Annotated in this window: 13 protein-coding genes; 4 read left to right on the top strand and 9 right to left on the bottom strand. The window is 71.8% G+C overall.

What is annotated here, in order from left to right; all coding sequences use genetic code 11:
• Position 1 precedes the first annotated feature (1 nt).
• The 5 genes from AB0398_RS09550 to AB0398_RS09570 all read right to left on the bottom strand — a co-directional run bounded on the left by AB0398_RS09550 (position 2) and on the right by AB0398_RS09570 (position 7749).
• Positions 2–4675, bottom strand: a complete 4674-nt coding sequence (locus tag AB0398_RS09550; protein WP_366373327.1) for a putative T7SS-secreted protein — start codon at positions 4673–4675, stop codon at positions 2–4.
• Positions 4675–5322 carry a hypothetical protein gene (locus AB0398_RS09555; RefSeq protein WP_366373328.1) on the bottom strand — a complete coding sequence of 216 codons (648 nt, stop codon included), beginning with the start codon at positions 5320–5322 and terminating at the stop codon, positions 4675–4677. Before AB0398_RS09555 ends, AB0398_RS09550 begins: the two co-directional genes overlap by 1 nt.
• On the bottom strand, positions 5319–5795 hold the full coding sequence (locus tag AB0398_RS09560; protein ID WP_366373719.1) for an SseB family protein: 477 nt from the start codon (positions 5793–5795) through the stop codon (positions 5319–5321). The genes AB0398_RS09555 and AB0398_RS09560 overlap by 4 nt, the downstream gene beginning before the upstream one ends.
• A gap of 314 nt (positions 5796–6109) precedes the next feature.
• Positions 6110–7006, bottom strand: a complete 897-nt coding sequence (locus AB0398_RS09565) for a hypothetical protein (RefSeq protein WP_366373330.1) — start codon at positions 7004–7006, stop codon at positions 6110–6112.
• A gap of 35 nt (positions 7007–7041) precedes the next feature.
• Entirely contained in the window at positions 7042–7749 is a 708-nt protein-coding gene (locus AB0398_RS09570; protein WP_366373332.1) for a helix-turn-helix domain-containing protein, read from the bottom strand.
• A gap of 525 nt (positions 7750–8274) precedes the next feature.
• Here AB0398_RS09570 and AB0398_RS09575 point away from each other — a divergent pair.
• The gene (locus tag AB0398_RS09575; RefSeq protein WP_366373334.1) at positions 8275–8613 is read left to right on the top strand and encodes a DoxX family protein; all 339 of its coding nucleotides are present in this window, start codon (positions 8275–8277) and stop codon (positions 8611–8613) included.
• On the opposite strand, the gene AB0398_RS09580 is transcribed toward AB0398_RS09575, so the two are convergent.
• Positions 8600–8965 (bottom strand): hypothetical protein, encoded by a 366-nt coding sequence (locus tag AB0398_RS09580; RefSeq protein WP_366373335.1) that lies wholly within the window; start codon positions 8963–8965, stop codon positions 8600–8602. The genes AB0398_RS09575 and AB0398_RS09580 overlap by 14 nt on opposite strands.
• Before the next feature lie 92 nt (positions 8966–9057).
• The gene (gene metG / locus AB0398_RS09585) at positions 9058–10665 is read right to left on the bottom strand and encodes a methionine--tRNA ligase (protein WP_366373337.1); all 1608 of its coding nucleotides are present in this window, start codon (positions 10663–10665) and stop codon (positions 9058–9060) included.
• A gap of 90 nt (positions 10666–10755) precedes the next feature.
• Between metG and AB0398_RS09590 the strand changes: the two genes are divergently transcribed.
• The gene (locus AB0398_RS09590; RefSeq protein WP_366373339.1) at positions 10756–11409 is read left to right on the top strand and encodes a response regulator transcription factor; all 654 of its coding nucleotides are present in this window, start codon (positions 10756–10758) and stop codon (positions 11407–11409) included.
• On the top strand, positions 11406–12491 hold the full coding sequence (locus AB0398_RS09595; protein WP_366373340.1) for an ATP-binding protein: 1086 nt from the start codon (positions 11406–11408) through the stop codon (positions 12489–12491). The genes AB0398_RS09590 and AB0398_RS09595 overlap by 4 nt, the downstream gene beginning before the upstream one ends.
• 3 nt (positions 12492–12494) lie before the next feature.
• Here the strand turns inward: AB0398_RS09595 and AB0398_RS09600 are convergent, their stop codons facing one another.
• Positions 12495–14147, bottom strand: a complete 1653-nt coding sequence (locus AB0398_RS09600) for a VWA domain-containing protein (protein ID WP_366373341.1) — start codon at positions 14145–14147, stop codon at positions 12495–12497.
• 259 nt (positions 14148–14406) lie between these two features.
• Here AB0398_RS09600 and AB0398_RS09605 point away from each other — a divergent pair, with 259 nt between their 5' ends.
• Positions 14407–16458, top strand: coding sequence for a PhoX family protein (locus AB0398_RS09605; protein ID WP_366373343.1), 2052 nt, complete (start codon positions 14407–14409; stop codon positions 16456–16458).
• A 25-nt stretch (positions 16459–16483) separates the two neighbouring features.
• Here AB0398_RS09605 and AB0398_RS09610 read toward each other — a convergent pair whose 3' ends face one another.
• Complete coding sequence (locus AB0398_RS09610; RefSeq protein ID WP_366373345.1) at positions 16484–17491, bottom strand: hypothetical protein; 1008 nt, start codon at positions 17489–17491, stop codon at positions 16484–16486.
• Positions 17492–17540 lie beyond the last annotated feature (49 nt).

Raw genomic sequence — 17540 nt, forward strand, 5'->3', positions numbered from 1 at the left:
TTCATTGTTTGTAGAAAAGATGGTGATCCCCCTCTGGTTTGTTGATTTTCGCGTACCTTTCCATATCTCTATAAATCGTATTATCCCAGCCGAAGTTCACAAAGGTGCGCTCCGAATCACCCTTAGGCTTGCCTGCATGGAAGTGGGGTCCCGCCGGATCGGCTGTGTGTTCCACCACTACACGTGATCCCTGAGGTGTCTCATACTGTCGGAAGGTGCCCCAATGTGAATTCTCCGAAGAGTACACGTACCCCGGACTGTGCTTTCTCGTGATGTCAGGGCCGACCTCCCATTCGGCCCAGAACTCCGCCTCACCGGGTTTGATACCCGCCAGTTCATAGGCGGCTTGTCTGGCCTCCTCACGCGTTTCGAACGGGTTCGGGCGTTCACCTCTGGGTGGACATGGCCCCAGTCCCAGCGGATCGCTCCACGTATGCGGATTTTGGACATACGTCGCCGGATTCGGTGCCGGGTCCAACCCCAACGGATCCTGGCTCAGATACCGTGCCGACTCCGGGTCGTAATACCGGAAGTAGTTGTAGTGCAGACCCGACTCCGGGTCGAAGTACTGGCCCGGGAAGCGGAGCGGGGTGTACGTCGTGGCGTCGCGGGTCCAGGTCGTCGTGCCCCAGAGGGTGGAGCGGGTGCGCCAGGCCAGGGCGCCGGACTCGTCGACGAGTTCCGTCGGGGTGCCGATCAGGTCGGTGACGACGGCGAAGAAGCGCTCGTCGTCCGTGTCCGTGCGGCGTTCCGTCTGGGACAGGGGCCGCAGGCCCGCGTGGTCCCAGGTCAGGACGACGTTCTCGGTCGTCTGCTCGCAGAGGGTCGTGCCGTCCCAGGTGAAGTGGACCGTCTCGGAAGGGGATCGTTTGGATATGCGACGGCCCAGCGGGTCGTACGCGTACTCCCAGACCGTGCCGTCCGGTGTCGTCACCGACGTCAGACGGTCCTCCGCGTCCCACGCGTACCGCCAGGTGTCCGGCTTCCGCGACAGGCGGGTCTTCCGGCGCAGGACGATCCGGCCCTGCTCGTCGTGCTCGTAGCGGACCGCCCCCGCCCGGGTGATCCGCGTGCCCTCGTACGCGCGCGGGCCCGTCGCCGAGTGGGCCGGATGCCCGGACGGCCACTCCGCCTCCGTCTGGTTGCCGGCCTCGTCGTACGCGTACCGCTCCGTCCACCGGTCCGCCCGCACCGCCGTGACCCGCCCGGCACCGTCGAGGTCGAAGCGGCTCGTCCCCGAGAGGCCGTCCGTGACGGCGACCAGACCGCCGTCCGGGCGGTAGTCGTACGCGCGGTGCTGGAGACGGCCACCGCCCCGAGCCGACGTGACCTCCTGCGCCGTCAGCCGGCTCATCACGTCGTACGAGGACGTCAGCGACACGAAGTCCGCGACCGTACGCTCGACCTCCCGGCCCAACGCGTCGAAGGAGAAGGCCAGTTCGCGCCCGGACGCGGTGAGGCTCGTCCTGCGGCCCGCCGCGTCGTACGCCCACGTGCTGACCGAACCGCCCGGCGTCGTCCTGCCCACCCGGCGGCCCACCGCGTCGTACGTGTACGACAGCGTCCGTCCGTTGGCCGTCTCCGATACCAGCCGGCCGTAGCGGTCCCGGAGGCGTTCGAGCCGCGCGTCCGGGTTCGTCGCCACCGCCAGCTCGTCGAAGACGTCGTACTCGTACGTGCTGACCGCACCCTCGGCGTCCTTGCGGACGATCCGGCCGAGCGCGTCGCGCTCGAAGCGCACCGTCTGGCCGAGGCCGTTCGTACGCGCCACCAGCCGGCCCGCCGCGTCGTACGCGTACCCCAGCGCCCGTCCGTCGAAGTCCGTCTCGGACAGGGTCCGGCCCGCCGGATCGTAGGCGTAGTCCCAGGTCAGGCCCTGCGGATTCGTCACCCGCGTCAACCGCAGGTCCGTGTCGTGCGTGAACTCGTACCGCACCCCGTCCGGATCCGTACGGGAGGTCAGCAGGTCGAAGTCGGTGTACGTGAAGCGGGTCGTGCCGCCCATCGCGTCCGTGTGGCTCAGGCAGTTGCCCTCGCCGTCGTACGTCCAGGACTCCACCGTCCCGTCGGGTGCGACGCGCCGGGACGGCAGGCCCTCCACCGTCCACTCCAGGCGCGTGACCGCGCCGAGGGGGTCGGTGATCCGGACCGTACGGCCGAAGGCGTCGTGCGCGTACCGGGTCGTGGCCCCCAGCGGGTCGGTGACCTCGACGGGCAGGCCCCGGGCGTCCATGACGAGCCGGGTGGTCGCGCCGAGCGGGTCCGTCACCGAGACGAGCCGCCCCGACCCGTCGTACGCGAACTCCGTCCGGGCGCCCGAGGGAGCCGTCACCGACGTGCGGTTGCCGCGCGCGTCGAAGGTCTGGCGCACGGCGTTGCCGTCGGCGCCGACGATCCGTACGGGGAAGCCGTCCTCGTCGTACTCGGCCCGCGCCCGCCGCCCGTCCGGACGCTCCACGGACGTCGGGCGGCCTCGTTCGTCGTAGGTGGTGCTGCTGACGTGTCCCAGCGGGTCCGTCCGGGACAGCAGGCGGCCCAGGCGGTCGTACGCGAAGCGGGTGACCGCGCCCAGGGGGTCGATCTCGGCGACGACCCGGGCACGCTCGTCGATCAGGTGGCGTTCGGCGTGTCCCGTGCCGTCGGCGAGGGTGGTGACGCGGAGTCCGGTCTCGGGGTCGACGTCGTCCCAGGTGAAAGTGGTTTCGAGGTGTCCGTTGGTCCCCGACTGGTAGGTGCAGCGGTCCCGGTCGTCGTAGACGTAGTCGAAGCGGCTGCCGTTGGTGTCGGTCCACGACGTGATGCGGCCGTGCTCGTCACAGTCGAAGCGCAGCGGGCGCCCGGAGGAGTCGACGACCTCGGTCAGGTGCCCGTCGGTGTAGCCGTAGCGCAGGATCTCCTGGTCGGAGCCGTCCGGCGCCGCGCCCGCGAGGTGAAGGGCGGTCACCCGGCCCTCGTCCGTGGTCAGCTTCAGGTGGTAGCCGCCGTGGTGGACGACCGACGTCGGAGCGCCCGACTCGTCGTACTCGAAGGTGATCCAGTTGCCGTTGTGGTCGTCGAGCTGGACCAGGAGTGCGAGCCCGTCGCCGTGGTCGGCGAAGTGCCGGACCGTGCGGGTGTCGGGATCGGTGATCGTGTAGCCGCCCTCGACCCGGTCCAGGGGCCACCGCCGGCCGTGCGTGGGCATGACCGGAACCCCGGGGGCCGGATGCGGATAGGCGAGGAGACTGCCCTCGTCACAGCTGAAGACGACGCCTTCCGAGTCGACCTCCAGGCGCTGGTCCACCGTCGACGACCACGTCGGGCCGAACCAGCGGCCGGAGCGGCGCGAGGAGTCGAAGACGCGCCGGAAGACGAGGGGCAGTGAACCGGGCAGGACGACGTCGGTCTGGGGCAGCAGCATCCGGCCCGTCGCGATGTCGATCGGGTCCTTCTTGCAGGCCGTCTCGCAGTTCCGCTTGCCGTTGCTGTCCGGGTCCTTCTCGTGGTCCCCGCGGCTGCCGCCCGGCTTCTCCGGTTCCGGGGCGCCCGGCTTCCTCGGCTCGGGCAGGTGCCTGGCCCCGTTCAGTCCGAGCCGCACACCACTGCGGGCGAGCCCCGCGCCCTTGGTGCCGATCAGCTCCGGCACCAGCCGGCCGAGGAACTCCGACGGGTCGCCCTTCGCCGCGTCCCAGGCGTTCTTCAGGGCCCGGTCCGGGTTCGCCGCCGAGGACGCCAGGCCGGCGAGCGTCATGTTGACGCCCTTGTAGTACTCCGCGGGGTGGGTGATGTTGTACACGTCCATCGGGTTCACCGAGCGGACGAAGTTGACCAGACCGGCCGTGCCCTTCACGACGCCGCCGCCGAAGTGGGCCAGCTCGAAGCCCTGGGCCATGCCGCGGTCCATCAGTTCCAGCTTGGCCCGCTCGCGGCCCGTCGGCTCCTTCGGAGCGTGGGCGAGCGCGGCGCGGACCGCCGCCTTCGCCGTCTCCCCGGCCTCGTTGCGGGCCGTGCGCGCGTCGCTCAGGACCTCCCGGGCGCGCCGCCGCTTGGACTCGCCGGGGTCGGAGTACGCACCGGGGTGGGGCAGCGGATCGTCGCCCTCGCGGGCCGCGTCGTAGGCGGCGGTCTTCTTCTGGTAGTTCTCCTCGGCCTCCTTGGTGTCCTTCTCGCCCTCCTTGTGCAGCGCGATCGCCTCACGGGCCTTGCCCTGCGCGCTCACGATCGCCTGGGAGTACGTCTCCAGCGCTTTGGCCGCGTTCTCCATCGCGTCCGCTGCGTGGAGCCAGTCGGTCGGCAGGGTCTGGAACTTCTCCCGGAACGCGTCGGCCGCCGCGCCCTTCCAGTGGCTGGGGTCCAGCTTCTTCATCCCGCCGCCGACCAGGTCGAACGCGCGCTGGAAGTCCCGGAGGTTCTTCACCGCCGCGGCGATCTTCTCCGGCTTGCCGTGGACGAGCTCGTCCGCCTCCTCGGTCTGCCCGAGCTGCTTCTCCCCGACCTGCGCGCCGAGCGAGGAGGCGGTCTCGTCGCCCCAGTCCTCGACCGAGTCCGCCCAGTCGTGCGCACCCGCCCTGTCCAGGAGCCGACCGGTCTGGTCGGTCGCGAAGTCGACGCCCTCGCCGACGAGTTCCTTGCCCTTGTCGACGACGCCACCGATCTTGTCGATGCCCTTGTCGGCCAGGCCGCCCCAGTCCACCATCAGCGGCTCTCCCCCCACCGCGGCTGCTCGGCCTGCTCGACCGTCGCCCTGTCGGGATCGAGCGTCTCCTTGAGCTCCTCGTCCATCGCGTCCCGCAGCTTCGGGTCAAGGGCGCCCGAGCGCTCCATCGAGTCGAGCAGCGAGTCCTCGACGTCGTACGCGGTGTTCTGCCAGGTCTGCTTCACCTCCTGGTGGGCGCCGGTGAACGACTCCGGGCTCCAGTCGGCGCCGTCCCACGTGTGCTGGTCGCGGACGGTCTCCCAGCTCATCTTCTTGACGTCGTCCTCGGAGAGGTGGGGGTTGCCGTTGAACGAGTTCACCCCGATCTTGAACGAGTCCTTGATGTACCGCTCCTGCTCGGCGAACGAACCGGCCGACAGACCGACGGCCTGGGCGAAGCCGTTCCCCCGCGCGGTCAGCGCGCGCACGCCCCACTCCCACCGGTTGCAGAAGGACTCGAACTCCGACGTCAGCCCGCCGTGCCCCAACTCAACTCCCGAAAGGGCGAGGTCGGAGAACCCCCGGCCCACCGACGCCTGACCGATCATGCCGAGTTCCTTCAGCTCGGCGTGCGCCAGGTCGATGCCCTTCACGATCTCGGCGAGCGCCGCCGTCGGCGCCGCGAGGTCGGGCTCGTTGCCGCTCACTGTGTCCTCGTCCCCCTGTCCGTCTCCCCGAGGCCCACCACGACCTCGTCCGGAACGATCCCCGCGACCGGCGGGAACAGCACCCCGTCCGCACTTCCCGCGTCCAGCGCGACCCCGCCCGGACCGGGCAGCATCGGCACCATCACGTCGAGGAGCCGAGCACCGAGGATCGTCCGGTACGTCCACTCGCGCCCGGCCTCTCCGCGCGCGACCGCGAACCGCGCCAGCGCCTCCTCGTCCGAGAACGCGCAGATCCACCGCACTCCGTTGAAGTCCGCGGTCCACAGGCTTTCCCGGTCGTCGAACGGCACCAAGACGGCGGTGCGCCGGAACTCACCCAGCAAACGCGCAAAGTCACGCCGTGCCGTCGTGATCGCGTCTCCCGGCCCGACCTGTTCCGAAGCGGTCGGTACCGGCTCGGGTGCCGATGGCGCGGATGCGGGCGGTGCGGGCGGAATCGGCGTGTCCGCCATCTCCGCCAGCTCTGTCAACCTCGAAACCCGCCGAGGCTCCGGTATGCCGTCCCCGTTGTCATCCCCGTTGTCCTTCACGCCCGCATGCTGCCACGCGCGCATTCACACGAGCAACGAACAAAAAAACGAGCTTGTCATGTCAGACGGGCGGCGAAGCGACGGTCCGGGGCGACGTGGAGCCGTACGGGACCGGTACGCAAACGCAGGGCGTGCGGGGGTTCGTGTCCGGTCCGGAGCGAGGGCCCGCAGGGGCGGCCGTGTTGGAAGGGCCGGGGAGGGCGCTCCTCCCCGGCCCTTCCGTCCGCCTGACCGGACTACTCCTCCGCGAAGATCTCCTCCGCCGAGACGGCCGTGACGGCGCGGGCCAGCCAGCCGCGCAGCGTCTCGGGGTCGTCGCAGCCGGTGACACGGGCGCGGACGTCGTCGGACACGTCGAGGCCGCGCTGCTCCAGGACCAGCAGTATGGCGTCGGCGCTCGCCTGGGCGCGTCCTTCAGCCTTGCCCTCGGCTCGGCCTTCGTCCCGGATCTCTTCGGCGAGGTACGACTTGTAGAAGGAGAGGTCCACGGCCACCAGGGTCCTCCAGAGCTCCTGGGCTGGGCGCTTGCTCAGCCCTTGTGCGGTGAATTCGATGATCGGGTCGGCGACGTTCTCGGGAACGTCCCGCAGCGCGGTGGACAGCGCCTTCAGTATGGCACCGATGTCCGGATCACCCGCGTGCGTGACGGCCGACAGGGTGGCCAGCGCCAGGTCCTCGGCGGCCTTGGCCGGGTCGGTGATGACGGGCATGTTGTGCGGGCCCACGACGATCGGCCGGACACTGAGGGTGGGCATGTAGGCGGGCCCGCTGGAGACCGGCAGAGCGGCCCACTCCGCCGTGGCCCGGTCCTGGCAGACGACCAGGAGGACGGTCGGCAGCCCGTACTTCGTCCACAGGTAGGAGACGTAGTAGGCCCAGCTCGCCGGCTTGGACGGGTCCTTCCTGCCCTGCGCCTCGATGGCGAGGAGGAGGGAGCCGTCCTGAGCGCTGTCGAGCCGCAGGAGGGTGTCGACGCGGCGCTCGACCGGCCGCGTCTCGGTGAGGTCGTTCGGCAGGACGACCGCCTCGACGGCGTCCGGGAGGGGGAGGCCCAGCACGTCCTTCAGACGGCTGAAGAGGTGGAGGTCGTGCCGGAAGATGTGGTGCATCGCTTCGTGCGGTGGGTTGACCACGGAGTTCCTCGGGGGTGTGGTGTCGCGGAGGGCTGTCAGGTGCGGCAGGCGCCGCAGGTGCCGGGTTCGGGGGCGCGGAAGGGCGGCAGGGGCGGGAGCCGGTCGGCCAGGCGGTGGGCCAGGAGGGCGGCCGGGCGGCGCAGGGGCTCCTGGGGCAGGGCGCAGGTCAGGACCCGGTGGACGGCCTCCGGCGTGAGGTCGCGCTCCAGCCAGGCGACGACCCCCGGCGCCAGGTGTTCGGCCTCGGTGGCCGACAGGTGCAGACGGGCGTCCTCGCGCCGCAGGCCGGCGAGGACGCCGAGGGCCGTCCTCAGCAGGTCGGGGGACGGGTACGCGGGCTGCGGTACGGCGGGCAGGGCCCGTCGCGGGGCCTCCGTGCGGCGGGCCGGGGCCCTGCGTACCGGCTCCTCCTCGTCGGCGGCCGACCGGCCCGGGTGGTTGCAGGAGATCGTGAGCGTGACGATCTTCCCGGTGGCGTCGCGGTCCAGCTCGCGGCGCAGATAGCCGTGGGTCTCCAGCTCGCGCAGCCCGGCGGCGATCCGGCACGCCCCCTCGCGGAAGCGCTTGGTGAGGCTCTTGATGTCGACGGGCGACCCGCCGGGCAGCGACTGGATGTGCACGGCCAGGCCGATGGCCACGAGCGACAGCTCGGCGTGCTGGGAGAGGTGGTTGCCGACCACTGTGAACCGGGTGGTGTGGCGGACGTTCTCGTGGATGACGCCACCCGCCCGAACGGACCTCATGCCGAGCTTCACGGGGCGGTTTTGCCCGCCGTTGCGGGACGGGACGTGGGGGCGCGCGCTAGTGTTCTGGATACCCATCAGGAAGCCCTATTTCCTCGGTGGTCAGGCCCCCGTCTTTGGAATGCCAGTTCCGGCGGGGGCCGACGCATGTCTGCGGTCATATGCCAATCGCGCTGAGCATAGATCCGCCAACCCGCGCCTCAACCAGCCCTTTTGGTGGTTTTCACTCCTGGGAGTGAAGGCCCGCCGGGGCGGGAAAGGGTGGGGTTTGGTGAGGGTTCTTTCTCTCTCCTCGTTCCTTTGGAAGGCAGCCCGAACCACCGGAGCACGAGTTTCCGTGCCACGGGCGCGGTGACGGGTCGAGTCCGGTCCGGACCCTCTTCTGCGGTACGGGGCCCGGTTCGTGGCGTACGGGGTCGGTGCCCGGGGAAGTCTTCGGCGGTCCGTCACACTTCCCCTCCCCGCTCCGTCGACGTGGTGTCCGGCCCGGTCGGGTCGGGCACCGGGAACGCCGAAGGAGCCCTCATGTCCACCACCGCCGCCGTCGTCACCGCCGTCGCCGCGTTCATGGCCGGGTTCTCCGGGGTCGCGGTCCTCGTGCGGGCCGAGTTCGTCGTCGGGCCGCTCGCCGCGTACGGGGTGCCCCGGGCGTGGTGGAACCCGCTCGGCGCCGCCAAGCTCGCCGGGGCCGTCGGGCTGCTCGTCGGGTACACCGTGCCGATCGTCGGCGTCCTGGCCGCCGTCGGACTCGTCCTGTACTTCGCCGGGGCCGTGGCCACGGTCCTGCGGGCCCGCGCGTACGGCCACGTGCCCTTCCCGCTGGTCTACATGGCGCCCGCCGTGGCCGTGCTCATCCTTGTGTGAGGGCCGTTACCGCAGTGAGGAGTTCCGTATCCGACAGGTCGCCCTCCTCCCGGAGGGACGGGTCGTGGGTGTAGTCCTCCAGGAGCATGAAGACCCGGTCGAAGAGGTCGGACAAGGGGCCGTGGAGGCGTTCGCCGTTCGCCGTCGACGCCCTGCGGGCCGGGTGCCAGCCGAGGGCGAAGTCCGCCGCCGTGATCCTTCCGGACGTGAAGCCGTCGAGGAGGCGGAGCTGCTCCGCCGCCGCGCTGTCCGGGGCGACGTCGGCGGGGGCGGACCGGGAGCGGCGCCGGGGCGGGTTCATGCGGGAGCCGGCCGGGTCCGGGGCCGGAGGGCCGGGGGCTTCTTCGTCCATGGGACCTGGTTTCCTTTCCGGTACGACGAAGGCCGCCACCCCCGTGCGTACGGGAGCGGCGGCCTTCGGTGCGATCGACGGCCGCGGGGCCGTCAGTCCTTCTTCGGCTCCTCCAGGCGCGGGAACAGCACCGCGCCCTTCGTCACCGTCGCGCCGGCCGGGAGCCGGCCCCACGTGGCGGAGGACTGGACCGGCTGCGCGGCCAGGGCGCCCAGCGACGCCTCGGCGCCCAGGGAGTCCCAGAGGGCCTGCGAGGTCTCCGGCATGATCGGGTTCAGGAGGACGGCGACCGCGCGGAGGGACTCGGCGGCCGTGTAGAGGATCGTCGCCAGGCGGGCGCGGCCCTCCTCCGACTCGTCCTTCGCGACCTTCCACGGCTCCTGCTCCGTGATGTAGCCGTTGACCTGCTTCACGAAGTCGAAGATCGCCAGGATGCCGGCCTGGAAGTCCAGCTCCTCGCCGATCTTCAGGTCGGCCGTGGCGACCGCCGCCGCCAGGCCGTCCTGGACCGCCTTCTCCGCGTCGCCGTCCGCCGCCGACGCCGGCAGCTCGCCGCCGAAGTACTTGCCGACCATCGCCGCCACGCGCGAGGCGAGGTTGCCGTAGTCGTTCGCCAGCTCGCTCGTGTAGCGGGCGGTGAAGTCCTCCCACGAGAACGAGCCGTCCTGGCCGAAGGCGATCGCCCGCAGGAAGTACCAGCGGTACGCGTCCACGCCGAAGTGCGAGGTCAGGTCCTGCGGCTTGATGCCGGTCAGGTTCGACTTCGACATCTTCTCGCCGCCGACCATCAGCCAGCCGTTGGCCGCCACCCGGCCCGGGACCGGCAGGCCCTGCGCCATCAGCATCGCCGGCCAGATCACCGCGTGGAACCGCAGGATGTCCTTGCCGATCAGGTGCACGTCCGCCGGGAACGTCTCCTCGAACTTCGCCGGGTTCTCGTTGTAGCCGACGGCCGTCGCGTAGTTCAGGAGCGCGTCGATCCACACGTAGATGACGTGCTTCTCGTCCCACGGCACCGGGATGCCCCAGTCGAACGTCGAGCGCGAGATGGAGAGGTCCTCCAGGCCCTGCTTGACGAAGTTCACGACCTCGTTGCGGGCCGACTCCGGCTGGATGAAGCCCGGGTTCGCCTCGTAGAACTCAAGGAGCTTCGGGCCGTACGCGCTCAGCTTGAAGAAGTAGTTCTCCTCCTTGAGGATCTCCACCGGCCTCTTGTGGACGGCGCACAGCTTCGTGCCGTCCTCCGCCTCGATGAGGTCGCCGGGGAGCTTGAACTCCTCGCAGCCCACGCAGTAGGGGCCCTCGTACCCGCCCTTGTAGATCTCGTCCTTGTCGTACAGGTCCTGCACGAACTCCTGCACGCGGTCGGTGTGACGCTTCTGCGTGGTGCGGATGAAGTCGTCGTTCGCGATGTTCAGGTGCTCCCAGAGGGGCTTCCACGCCTCTTCCACGAGCTTGTCGCACCAGGCCTGGGGCGTGACGTCGTTCGCCTCGGCCGTGCGCATGATCTTCTGACCGTGCTCGTCCGTGCCGGTGAGGTACCACACCTTCTCGCCGCGCTGACGGTGCCAGCGCGTGAGCACGTCGCCTGCGACGGTCGTGTAGGCGTGGCCCAGGTGAGGAGCGTCGTTGACGTAGTAAATGGGGGTCGTGACGTAGAACGCCTTCGTCCCCTGCTTCTCGGATCCAGTGGCCGCCATGGTCGAAATCCTAACGGCCCCGTGAAGATCCACTCACCTCACTTAAACCCCGGGGGAGGGGAGTGCGAGCGGCTCGGTGAGGATGGCGGCATGCGTGTACTGGTAGCCGAGGACGAGCGGGTTCTCGCCGGGTTCGTCGCCACCGGCCTGCGGCGGGCCGGATTCGCCGTCGACACCGTCCACGACGGCGAGGACGCCCTGGAACGGCTCGGCCTGAACGCGTACGACGTCCTCGTCCTCGACCGCGACCTGCCCCGCCTCCACGGCGACGACGTCGCCCGCCGCCTCGTCGCCGGCGGCTCCCGCACCCGGATCCTGATGCTGACCGCCGCCACGGCCGTCGAGGACCGGGTGGCCGGGCTCGACCTCGGCGCCGACGACTACCTCGGCAAGCCCTTCGAGTTCCCCGAGCTGGTCTCCCGCGTCCGCGCCCTGCGCCGCCGCTCCGCCCGGCCCCTGCCGCCGCTCCTCCGACGGGACGGGCTGCGGATGGACACCGTCCGGCGGACCGCCGACCGCGACGGGCGCGCCCTCGACCTCTCCCCCAAGGAGTTCTCCGTCCTCCAGATCCTCATGGAGGCCGACGGCGCCGCCGTCTCCGCCGAGGAACTCCTCGAACGCGCCTGGGACGCCCACGCCGACCCCTTCACCGGAGCCGTGCGCGTCTGCATGAGCAAGCTGCGGGCCAAGCTGGGGGAGCCGGGGATGATCCGGACCGTGCAGGGCGTGGGGTACGTGTTGTGAGCGCCTCCGGGACCGGATACCTCGGGGCCGGGTCGACCGTCCGGACCCGGATCGCCCTCGTGTACGGAGGGGTCTTCCTGGTCCTCGGCGCCCTACTGCTGCTCGTGGTGAACCTGCTGGTCAGGGCCGGTACGGACGGGCAGACGGAGGCGATCGTGGCGCGGGCCGGCGACGTCGCCCTCGTGGAGGCGTACCGGATCGGGGACGACATCGGCCGGGCCGCGCACCAGCAGATGCTCATGTGGTCCTGCCTGGCCCTGCTCGTGATCGCCTGCGGCGCCGTGGTCGTGGGCTGGTGGACGGCGGGGCGCGTGCTGCGGCCCGTGCACGAGATGACCGCCCGCGCCCGGCGCCTCTCCGAGCGGGACCTCGGCGGGCGGCTCGCGGTGCGCGGGCCCGACGACGAGCTGAAGGAGCTCGGCGACACGATCGACGCGCTGCTCGGGCGCCTGGAGGCCGCCTTCGACAGCCAGCGGCGGTTCATCGCCAACGCCTCGCACGAGCTGCGCACCCCGCTCGCCACCCAGCGCGCGGCCCTCCAGGTCGGTCTGGACGAGGACTGCGAGGTCCGGCAGGTCCTCCTCGACACCAACCGGCACAGCGAACGCCTCCTCGACGGCCTGCTCCTCCTCGCCCGCAGCGAGCGCGGGCTCGCCGAACGCGAGGACGTGCCCTTCGGCGAGGTCGTCGCGGAGGAGTACGAGGACGCGGCCGTCGCGGAGAACGGCGTCGTACGGGGGAGTCGCGTGCTGCTCCGGCAGCTCGTGCGGAACCTCGTCGCGAACGCGGTCGTCCACAACGTGCCCGGGGGTTTCGTGGACGTGCGGGTGGCGGGCGGTGTGCTGACCGTCGTCAACACCGGGCCCGTCGTTCCGCCGGGCGACGTCGAGGCCCTCTTCGAGCCCTTCCGGCGCGGCCAGGGGCGCGACCGCACGGGGCCCGGCGCCGGGCTCGGGCTCTCCATCGTGCGGTCGATCGCCGTCGCCCACGGCGGGAACGTGACGGCGGTGGCGCGGAGCGCCGCCGAGGGCGGCGGCCTCACGGTGGCGGTGACCCTGCCGGTCACCGCCACCCGGTCCTAGGACCTACAGCTCCAGGCCTTCGAGCAGACCCCGGTAGAAGGCGGCGTGGGCCGTCCCGGCCGGGGCCGCGCCCGGGAAGTACGCGGCGGTACGGGGCGTGCCGCCGAGCTTCCTGAGGTAGTCGAAGGCCTTGTTGTCCGGCTCGCCCCAGGCCACGAACCGCCAGTGCAGCGGGCGGTCCGCCGCCCCGGCGAGCGCCTGCGTGGCGGCCGTCTTCGCGTCCGGCGCGCCGTCCGTCTGGAAGACGACCAGGGCCGGGCGGGTGGGGTCGGTCTTCTCGTGGTGGGCGAGGACCTCCTCCACGGCGCGGTGGTAGTGGGTGCGCCCCAGGCGGCCGAGACCGGCGTTGATCTCCTCGATGCCGGTGGCGGAGAGCGTGGCGGGGGTCAGCTCGGCGGTGCCGTCGATGTCCGTGGAGAAGAACACGGCTGTGACGGCGGCGTCCTCGTCGAGGTGCGCCGCGAGCGCCACCGTCTGCTCGGCGAGCCGCTGCACGGAGCCGTCCTTGAAGTACCCGCGCATCGAGCCGGACCGGTCGACGACCAGGTACACGGCGGCCCGCGCCCCGTCGAGCCCCTGCTTCTTGAGCACGGTCCCGGCGGCCTTGTACGCGTCGGCGAGGTGCGGGGCGACGGCCTTGACCTTGGCGAGGGGGAGGGCGGGGCCGGTCGCCTCCGGCGCGGAAGCCACGGGAGCCGCGGGGGCCTCGGGCTCCAGGGCGGTGATCACGGGGGTTTCCGGGGTGGGGACGGTGGCGGGGGCCTCCGGCGCGGTGGCGGGGGTGGCCTCGGGCGCGGTGGCTTCGGCGGGCTCGGGCTGGGCCTCGGGCTTGGCCTGGGCCTCGGGGGCGGTGACCTCGGCGAGTCCGGGCTCGGCCGGGGTCTCGGGCTCCGCCGGGGCGGCTTCCCGCGCCTGCGGCCGCGGTTCGTCGGTGGTGTCCGTCGGCTGCTCCGCCTGCTGCTCCTCCGGAGCGGGAGCGGCGGCGGGCTCGGCCGGGGCCTCGGCCTGCGGCTCGGCTTCCGGGGCCTTCTCCTCGACGGCGGCGGGCGTCTCGGCCTGCGGCTCCGCCACCGGAGCCTCGGTGGTGGCCTCCGGCTCGGCCGGGGTCTCGACGGCGGTTTCGGCCGACTCGGCCGGGGCCTCGACGGCGGTCGCCTCGGGCTCCTCCGGGGCCGGGGCCGTCACAGGGCCGTCCTCGGTCGCGGCAACCGCCTCGGGCTCCTCCGCCACCTGCTCCTCCGGAGCATCGGCAACCGCCTCGGGCTCCTCCGGAGCGGAAGTCGTCGCGGGGGCCGTCTCGGTGGCCGGTTCCGTCACCGCTTCCGGCTCCGTGGGAGCGACCGGCGTCGGCTCCTCCGCGACGACCGGTTCCGGTTCCGGCTCCGCCTTCCGGGCCTTCGGGACCTGCGGGTTGTCGAAGGACGCCGCCACCAGGTCGTCCGCCGCCCGGCGGGCCTCCTCCTCGGGAGCCGCCGGGGCCACCGGGGCCACCGGAGTCTCCGGGGTGGCCGACGTGGCCGAATCCGACGTCTCCGAGGCCGTCACGGCCTCCCCCGTCTCCACCGTCTCCTCACGCGACTGGGGCGGGACGGAGGTTGCCGGGGAGTCCTCGCGGTCCCGGCCGAACACCTTGCGCAGCATGCTCCGAATACCCATGGGCGAACCCTTTCGCATGAGTGGGGGTGCAGTGTGAATGTCCGTACTGGGTGTTTCGGGACTTTCATCCCTGGCCAGGGCGGATACGTAAGGTTAGCGGCCACTTCCCGCCACCTCCGTGCCCCGGTCGCCCTCGGACGCCCCGCATTCATCCGGCGTTCATTCCGCCGCCGCCCCCGTGCAGGGACCCGCACCTAGCGTCACCGCCGAAGACATCCCGACACCATGTCGGCGCAGTGCTGCGCCGGAGGAGGACGAAGTGCGCAAACTGCTGCCGCTCCTGAGCACGAACCCGCACGGAGGCGGCCGTTCCGCTCTCACCTGCCGGTACCGCTGCGGCGACGCCTGCTTCCACGAGGTGCCCAACACCAGCGACAACGAGTACGCCGGCGACCTCATAGCCGGTGTCCTCTCCCGCCGTTCCGCCCTGCGGGCCGCCGCCGTCGTCACCGTCGCCTCCGCCGTCGGCGGCGCCGCCGTGCTCGGCGAGGCCCCGGCCGCCGAGGCCCACGGCGGCCACGGCCACCAGCCCGGCAGGGCCGACGGCGCCCGCGGCCTCCGCTTCACCCCCGTCGCGCCCAACACCGCCGACAAGGTGACCGTCCCCTCCGGCTACTCCCAGAACGTGGTCATCCGCTGGGGCGAGCCCATCCTCCGCGGCGCCCCCGCCTTCGACGCCGAGAAGCAGACCGCGAAGGCCCAGGCCGGCCAGTTCGGCTACAACAACGACTTCCTCTCCCTGCTGCCGCTGTCCGGGGAACGCGACCGCCAGGTCCTCGTCGCCAACCACGAGTACACCGACGAAGTCCTGATGTTCCGCGGCTACGACCCCGAGAACCCGACCCGCGAGCAGGTCGAGACCGCCTGGGCCGCGCACGGCCTGTCCGTCGTCGTGGTCGAGGAGGAGCGCCGCAGCGGCAGGCTGACGCCGGTCTCCCGCCACCACCTCAACCGGCGGCTGCACACGACGTCCGAGTTCCGGGTCACCGGGCCCGCCGCGGGCAGCGACCTGCTGAAGACCTCCGTCGACCCGACCGGCCGCACGGTCCTCGGCACGCTCAACAACTGCGCCGGCGGCACCACCCCGTGGGGCACCACCCTCCACGGCGAGGAGAACTTCAACCAGTACTTCGCCAACGGCTCCAGCGCCACCGACAAGCGCTACGGCGTCGGCTCCGGCGCCACCGAGCGCAAGTGGGAGCGGTTCGACCGGCGCTTCGACCTGAAGCAGGAGCCCAACGAGGTCCACCGCTTCGGCTGGGTCGTCGAACTCGACCCGTACGACCCCGACTCCACGCCCCGCAAGCGCACCGCCCTCGGCCGCTTCAAGCACGAGGCCGCGCAGCCCCGCCTCACCGCCGACGGGCGCCCGGTCGTCTACATGGGCGACGACGAGCGCTTCGACTACTTCTACAAGTTCGTCTCCAGCAAGCGGATGAAGAAGGGGAGTTCGCGGGCCGCCCGCGAGCACAACCTCACCCTCCTCGACGAGGGCACCCTGTACGTCGCCAAGCTGACCGGCGACTCCCCGGCCGCCGAGGTCGACGGCACCGGAAAGCTCCCGAACGACGGCGAGTTCGACGGCTCCGGCACGTGGATCCCGCTCGCCACCGGGAACGTCTCGCACGTCCCCGGCATGACCGCCGAGGAGGTGTACGTCTTCACCCGCCTCGCCGGCGACAAGGTCGGGGCGACGAAGATGGACCGCCCCGAGGACGTCGAGCCCAGCCCCCGCACCGGCCGCGTGTACGTCGCGCTCACCAACAACACCGACCGCGGCAAGGCCGGCAAGGCGGGCGCGGACGAGGCCAACCCGCGCAACCTCAACAAGCACGGGCAGATCCTGGAGCTGGCCGAGCACTGGGACGACCCGTCCTCGGACGGCTTCGCCTGGCGCCTCTTCCTCGTCGCGGGCGACCCGAACGACCCGGCGACCTACTTCGCCGGCTTCCCCAAGGAGAAGGTCTCCCCGATCTCCTGCCCGGACAACGTCGCCTTCGACCCGCACGGCAACCTGTGGATCTCCACCGACGGTTCCCAGCTCGGCTCGCACGACGGCCTGTTCGGCGTCGCGGTGCAGGGCGAGCGGCGCGGTGAGCTGAAGCAGTTCCTGACCGTGCCGAAGGGCGCCGAGACCTGCGGCCCGATCGTCCAGGACCGGCGCGTGCTCGTCGCCGTGCAGCACCCGGGCGAGGTCGACGGGGCGTCGGTCGAGAAGCCCGCGTCGGCCTGGCCCGACGGGCCCGGGAAGATCGTCCGCCCGTCGGTCGTCGCCGTCTGGCGCACGGACGGGCGCGACATCGGCGTCTGACCGGAGCCGTACGGCGGAACCGGTCTCAGTCGCGGACCTGGGGGCACTCCACCCCCAGGCCCTCCCTGAACCGGGTGAACTGCTCCTCCGGGTCCCCCGTGTACGCCCACGGCACCCACGCCGCCCGCCGCCCCAGCATCCCGAGCAGCTCCCTGGCGATGTCCACCTGGCCCGCGTAACAGGCCGCGTGCGCCAGGAAGTTGAGGTCTCCGACCTCCTCGGGGGCCACCGGGAGCGCCGGGTCCCGGCCGCCGATCCAGCGGGCGTGCGTGCGGCGCAGCTCGGTCACCGCCAGCTCGTGCTTCCAGTGCTGGTCGAAGCCGCGCACCGGGCCCCGGCCCAGGGCGCCGTCCGCGATGTAGCGGTACTCCTCGACCCGGGCCACCTGCACCAGGACCGGCAGTGGGGAGCCGGGCGGCGCCACGCCCGCCGCGTCGCGGGCGAAGTCGTACATGCTGCCGTGCGTGCCGTGCCACCGCGCCGACCAGTACCGCAGCACCTGGATGTGGCCCTCGGTGTTGTACGGGTCGCGGCGCCGCAACTCGTCGAACCAGTGGCGCAGTTCGCGGCGCGGCACCCCGCCCTCGTACAGCCTGGCCACCGACAGGAGCGACACCCACGGCATCGGGTCGGCGGGTGCGGCCTCGGCCGCGCCCCGGCAGGCGTCCACGGCCGCGTCGATCCGGCCCCGGTCGACGGCCGCGCCCCGGCCGGCCGCGATGGCCGCGTCGAAGACCCGCACCACCTCGGTCGCGGCCCGCAGCACGGCGGAGTCCGGGTTGCCCGGCTCGGCGCCCCGCCAGGTCTCGACGGTGGAGCTGCCCGCGGCTGCGTGCGAGAGGAGCCGGATCCGGTGGGTGCGGCGCGCCCAGTCGTCGCCGGTGGCGGCGAGCAGGTCGCGCACGCCCTGCCAGCGGCCGATGACGATGTCGTGGCGCGCCTCGGTCAGTGCCCGGTCCCCGAAGTCCGGGTCGAAGTCGGGCACGAAGCGCTCCGGGCGCGACGGCCGCGGGGAGCGGCGGCGTACGGCCATGCCTGGTCCTCCTTCGGGTTCGCCCGCCGCCGTCCGGTGTCCGGCCGGC

This window comes from Streptomyces sp. NPDC086147 (genome assembly GCF_040702165.1).
GTDB lineage: Bacteria > Actinomycetota > Actinomycetes > Streptomycetales > Streptomycetaceae > Streptomyces.

What these genes read in the sequence shown, in the direction of transcription:
- AB0398_RS09550 (WP_366373327.1), bottom strand. Translation starts at nt 4,675, where the DNA reads ATGGTGGACTGGGGCGGCCTGGCCGACAAGGGCATCGACAAGATCGGT.
- AB0398_RS09560 (WP_366373719.1), bottom strand. Translation starts at nt 5,795, where the DNA reads ATGGCGGACACGCCGATTCCGCCCGCACCGCCCGCATCCGCGCCATCG.
- AB0398_RS09570 (WP_366373332.1), bottom strand. Translation starts at nt 7,749, where the DNA reads ATGAGGTCCGTTCGGGCGGGTGGCGTCATCCACGAGAACGTCCGCCAC.
- AB0398_RS09575 (WP_366373334.1), top strand. Translation starts at nt 8,275, where the DNA reads ATGTCCACCACCGCCGCCGTCGTCACCGCCGTCGCCGCGTTCATGGCC.
- AB0398_RS09580 (WP_366373335.1), bottom strand. Translation starts at nt 8,965, where the DNA reads ATGGACGAAGAAGCCCCCGGCCCTCCGGCCCCGGACCCGGCCGGCTCC.
- metG (WP_366373337.1), bottom strand. Translation starts at nt 10,665, where the DNA reads ATGGCGGCCACTGGATCCGAGAAGCAGGGGACGAAGGCGTTCTACGTC.
- AB0398_RS09590 (WP_366373339.1), top strand. Translation starts at nt 10,756, where the DNA reads ATGCGTGTACTGGTAGCCGAGGACGAGCGGGTTCTCGCCGGGTTCGTC.
- AB0398_RS09600 (WP_366373341.1), bottom strand. Translation starts at nt 14,147, where the DNA reads ATGGGTATTCGGAGCATGCTGCGCAAGGTGTTCGGCCGGGACCGCGAG.
- AB0398_RS09610 (WP_366373345.1), bottom strand. Translation starts at nt 17,491, where the DNA reads ATGGCCGTACGCCGCCGCTCCCCGCGGCCGTCGCGCCCGGAGCGCTTC.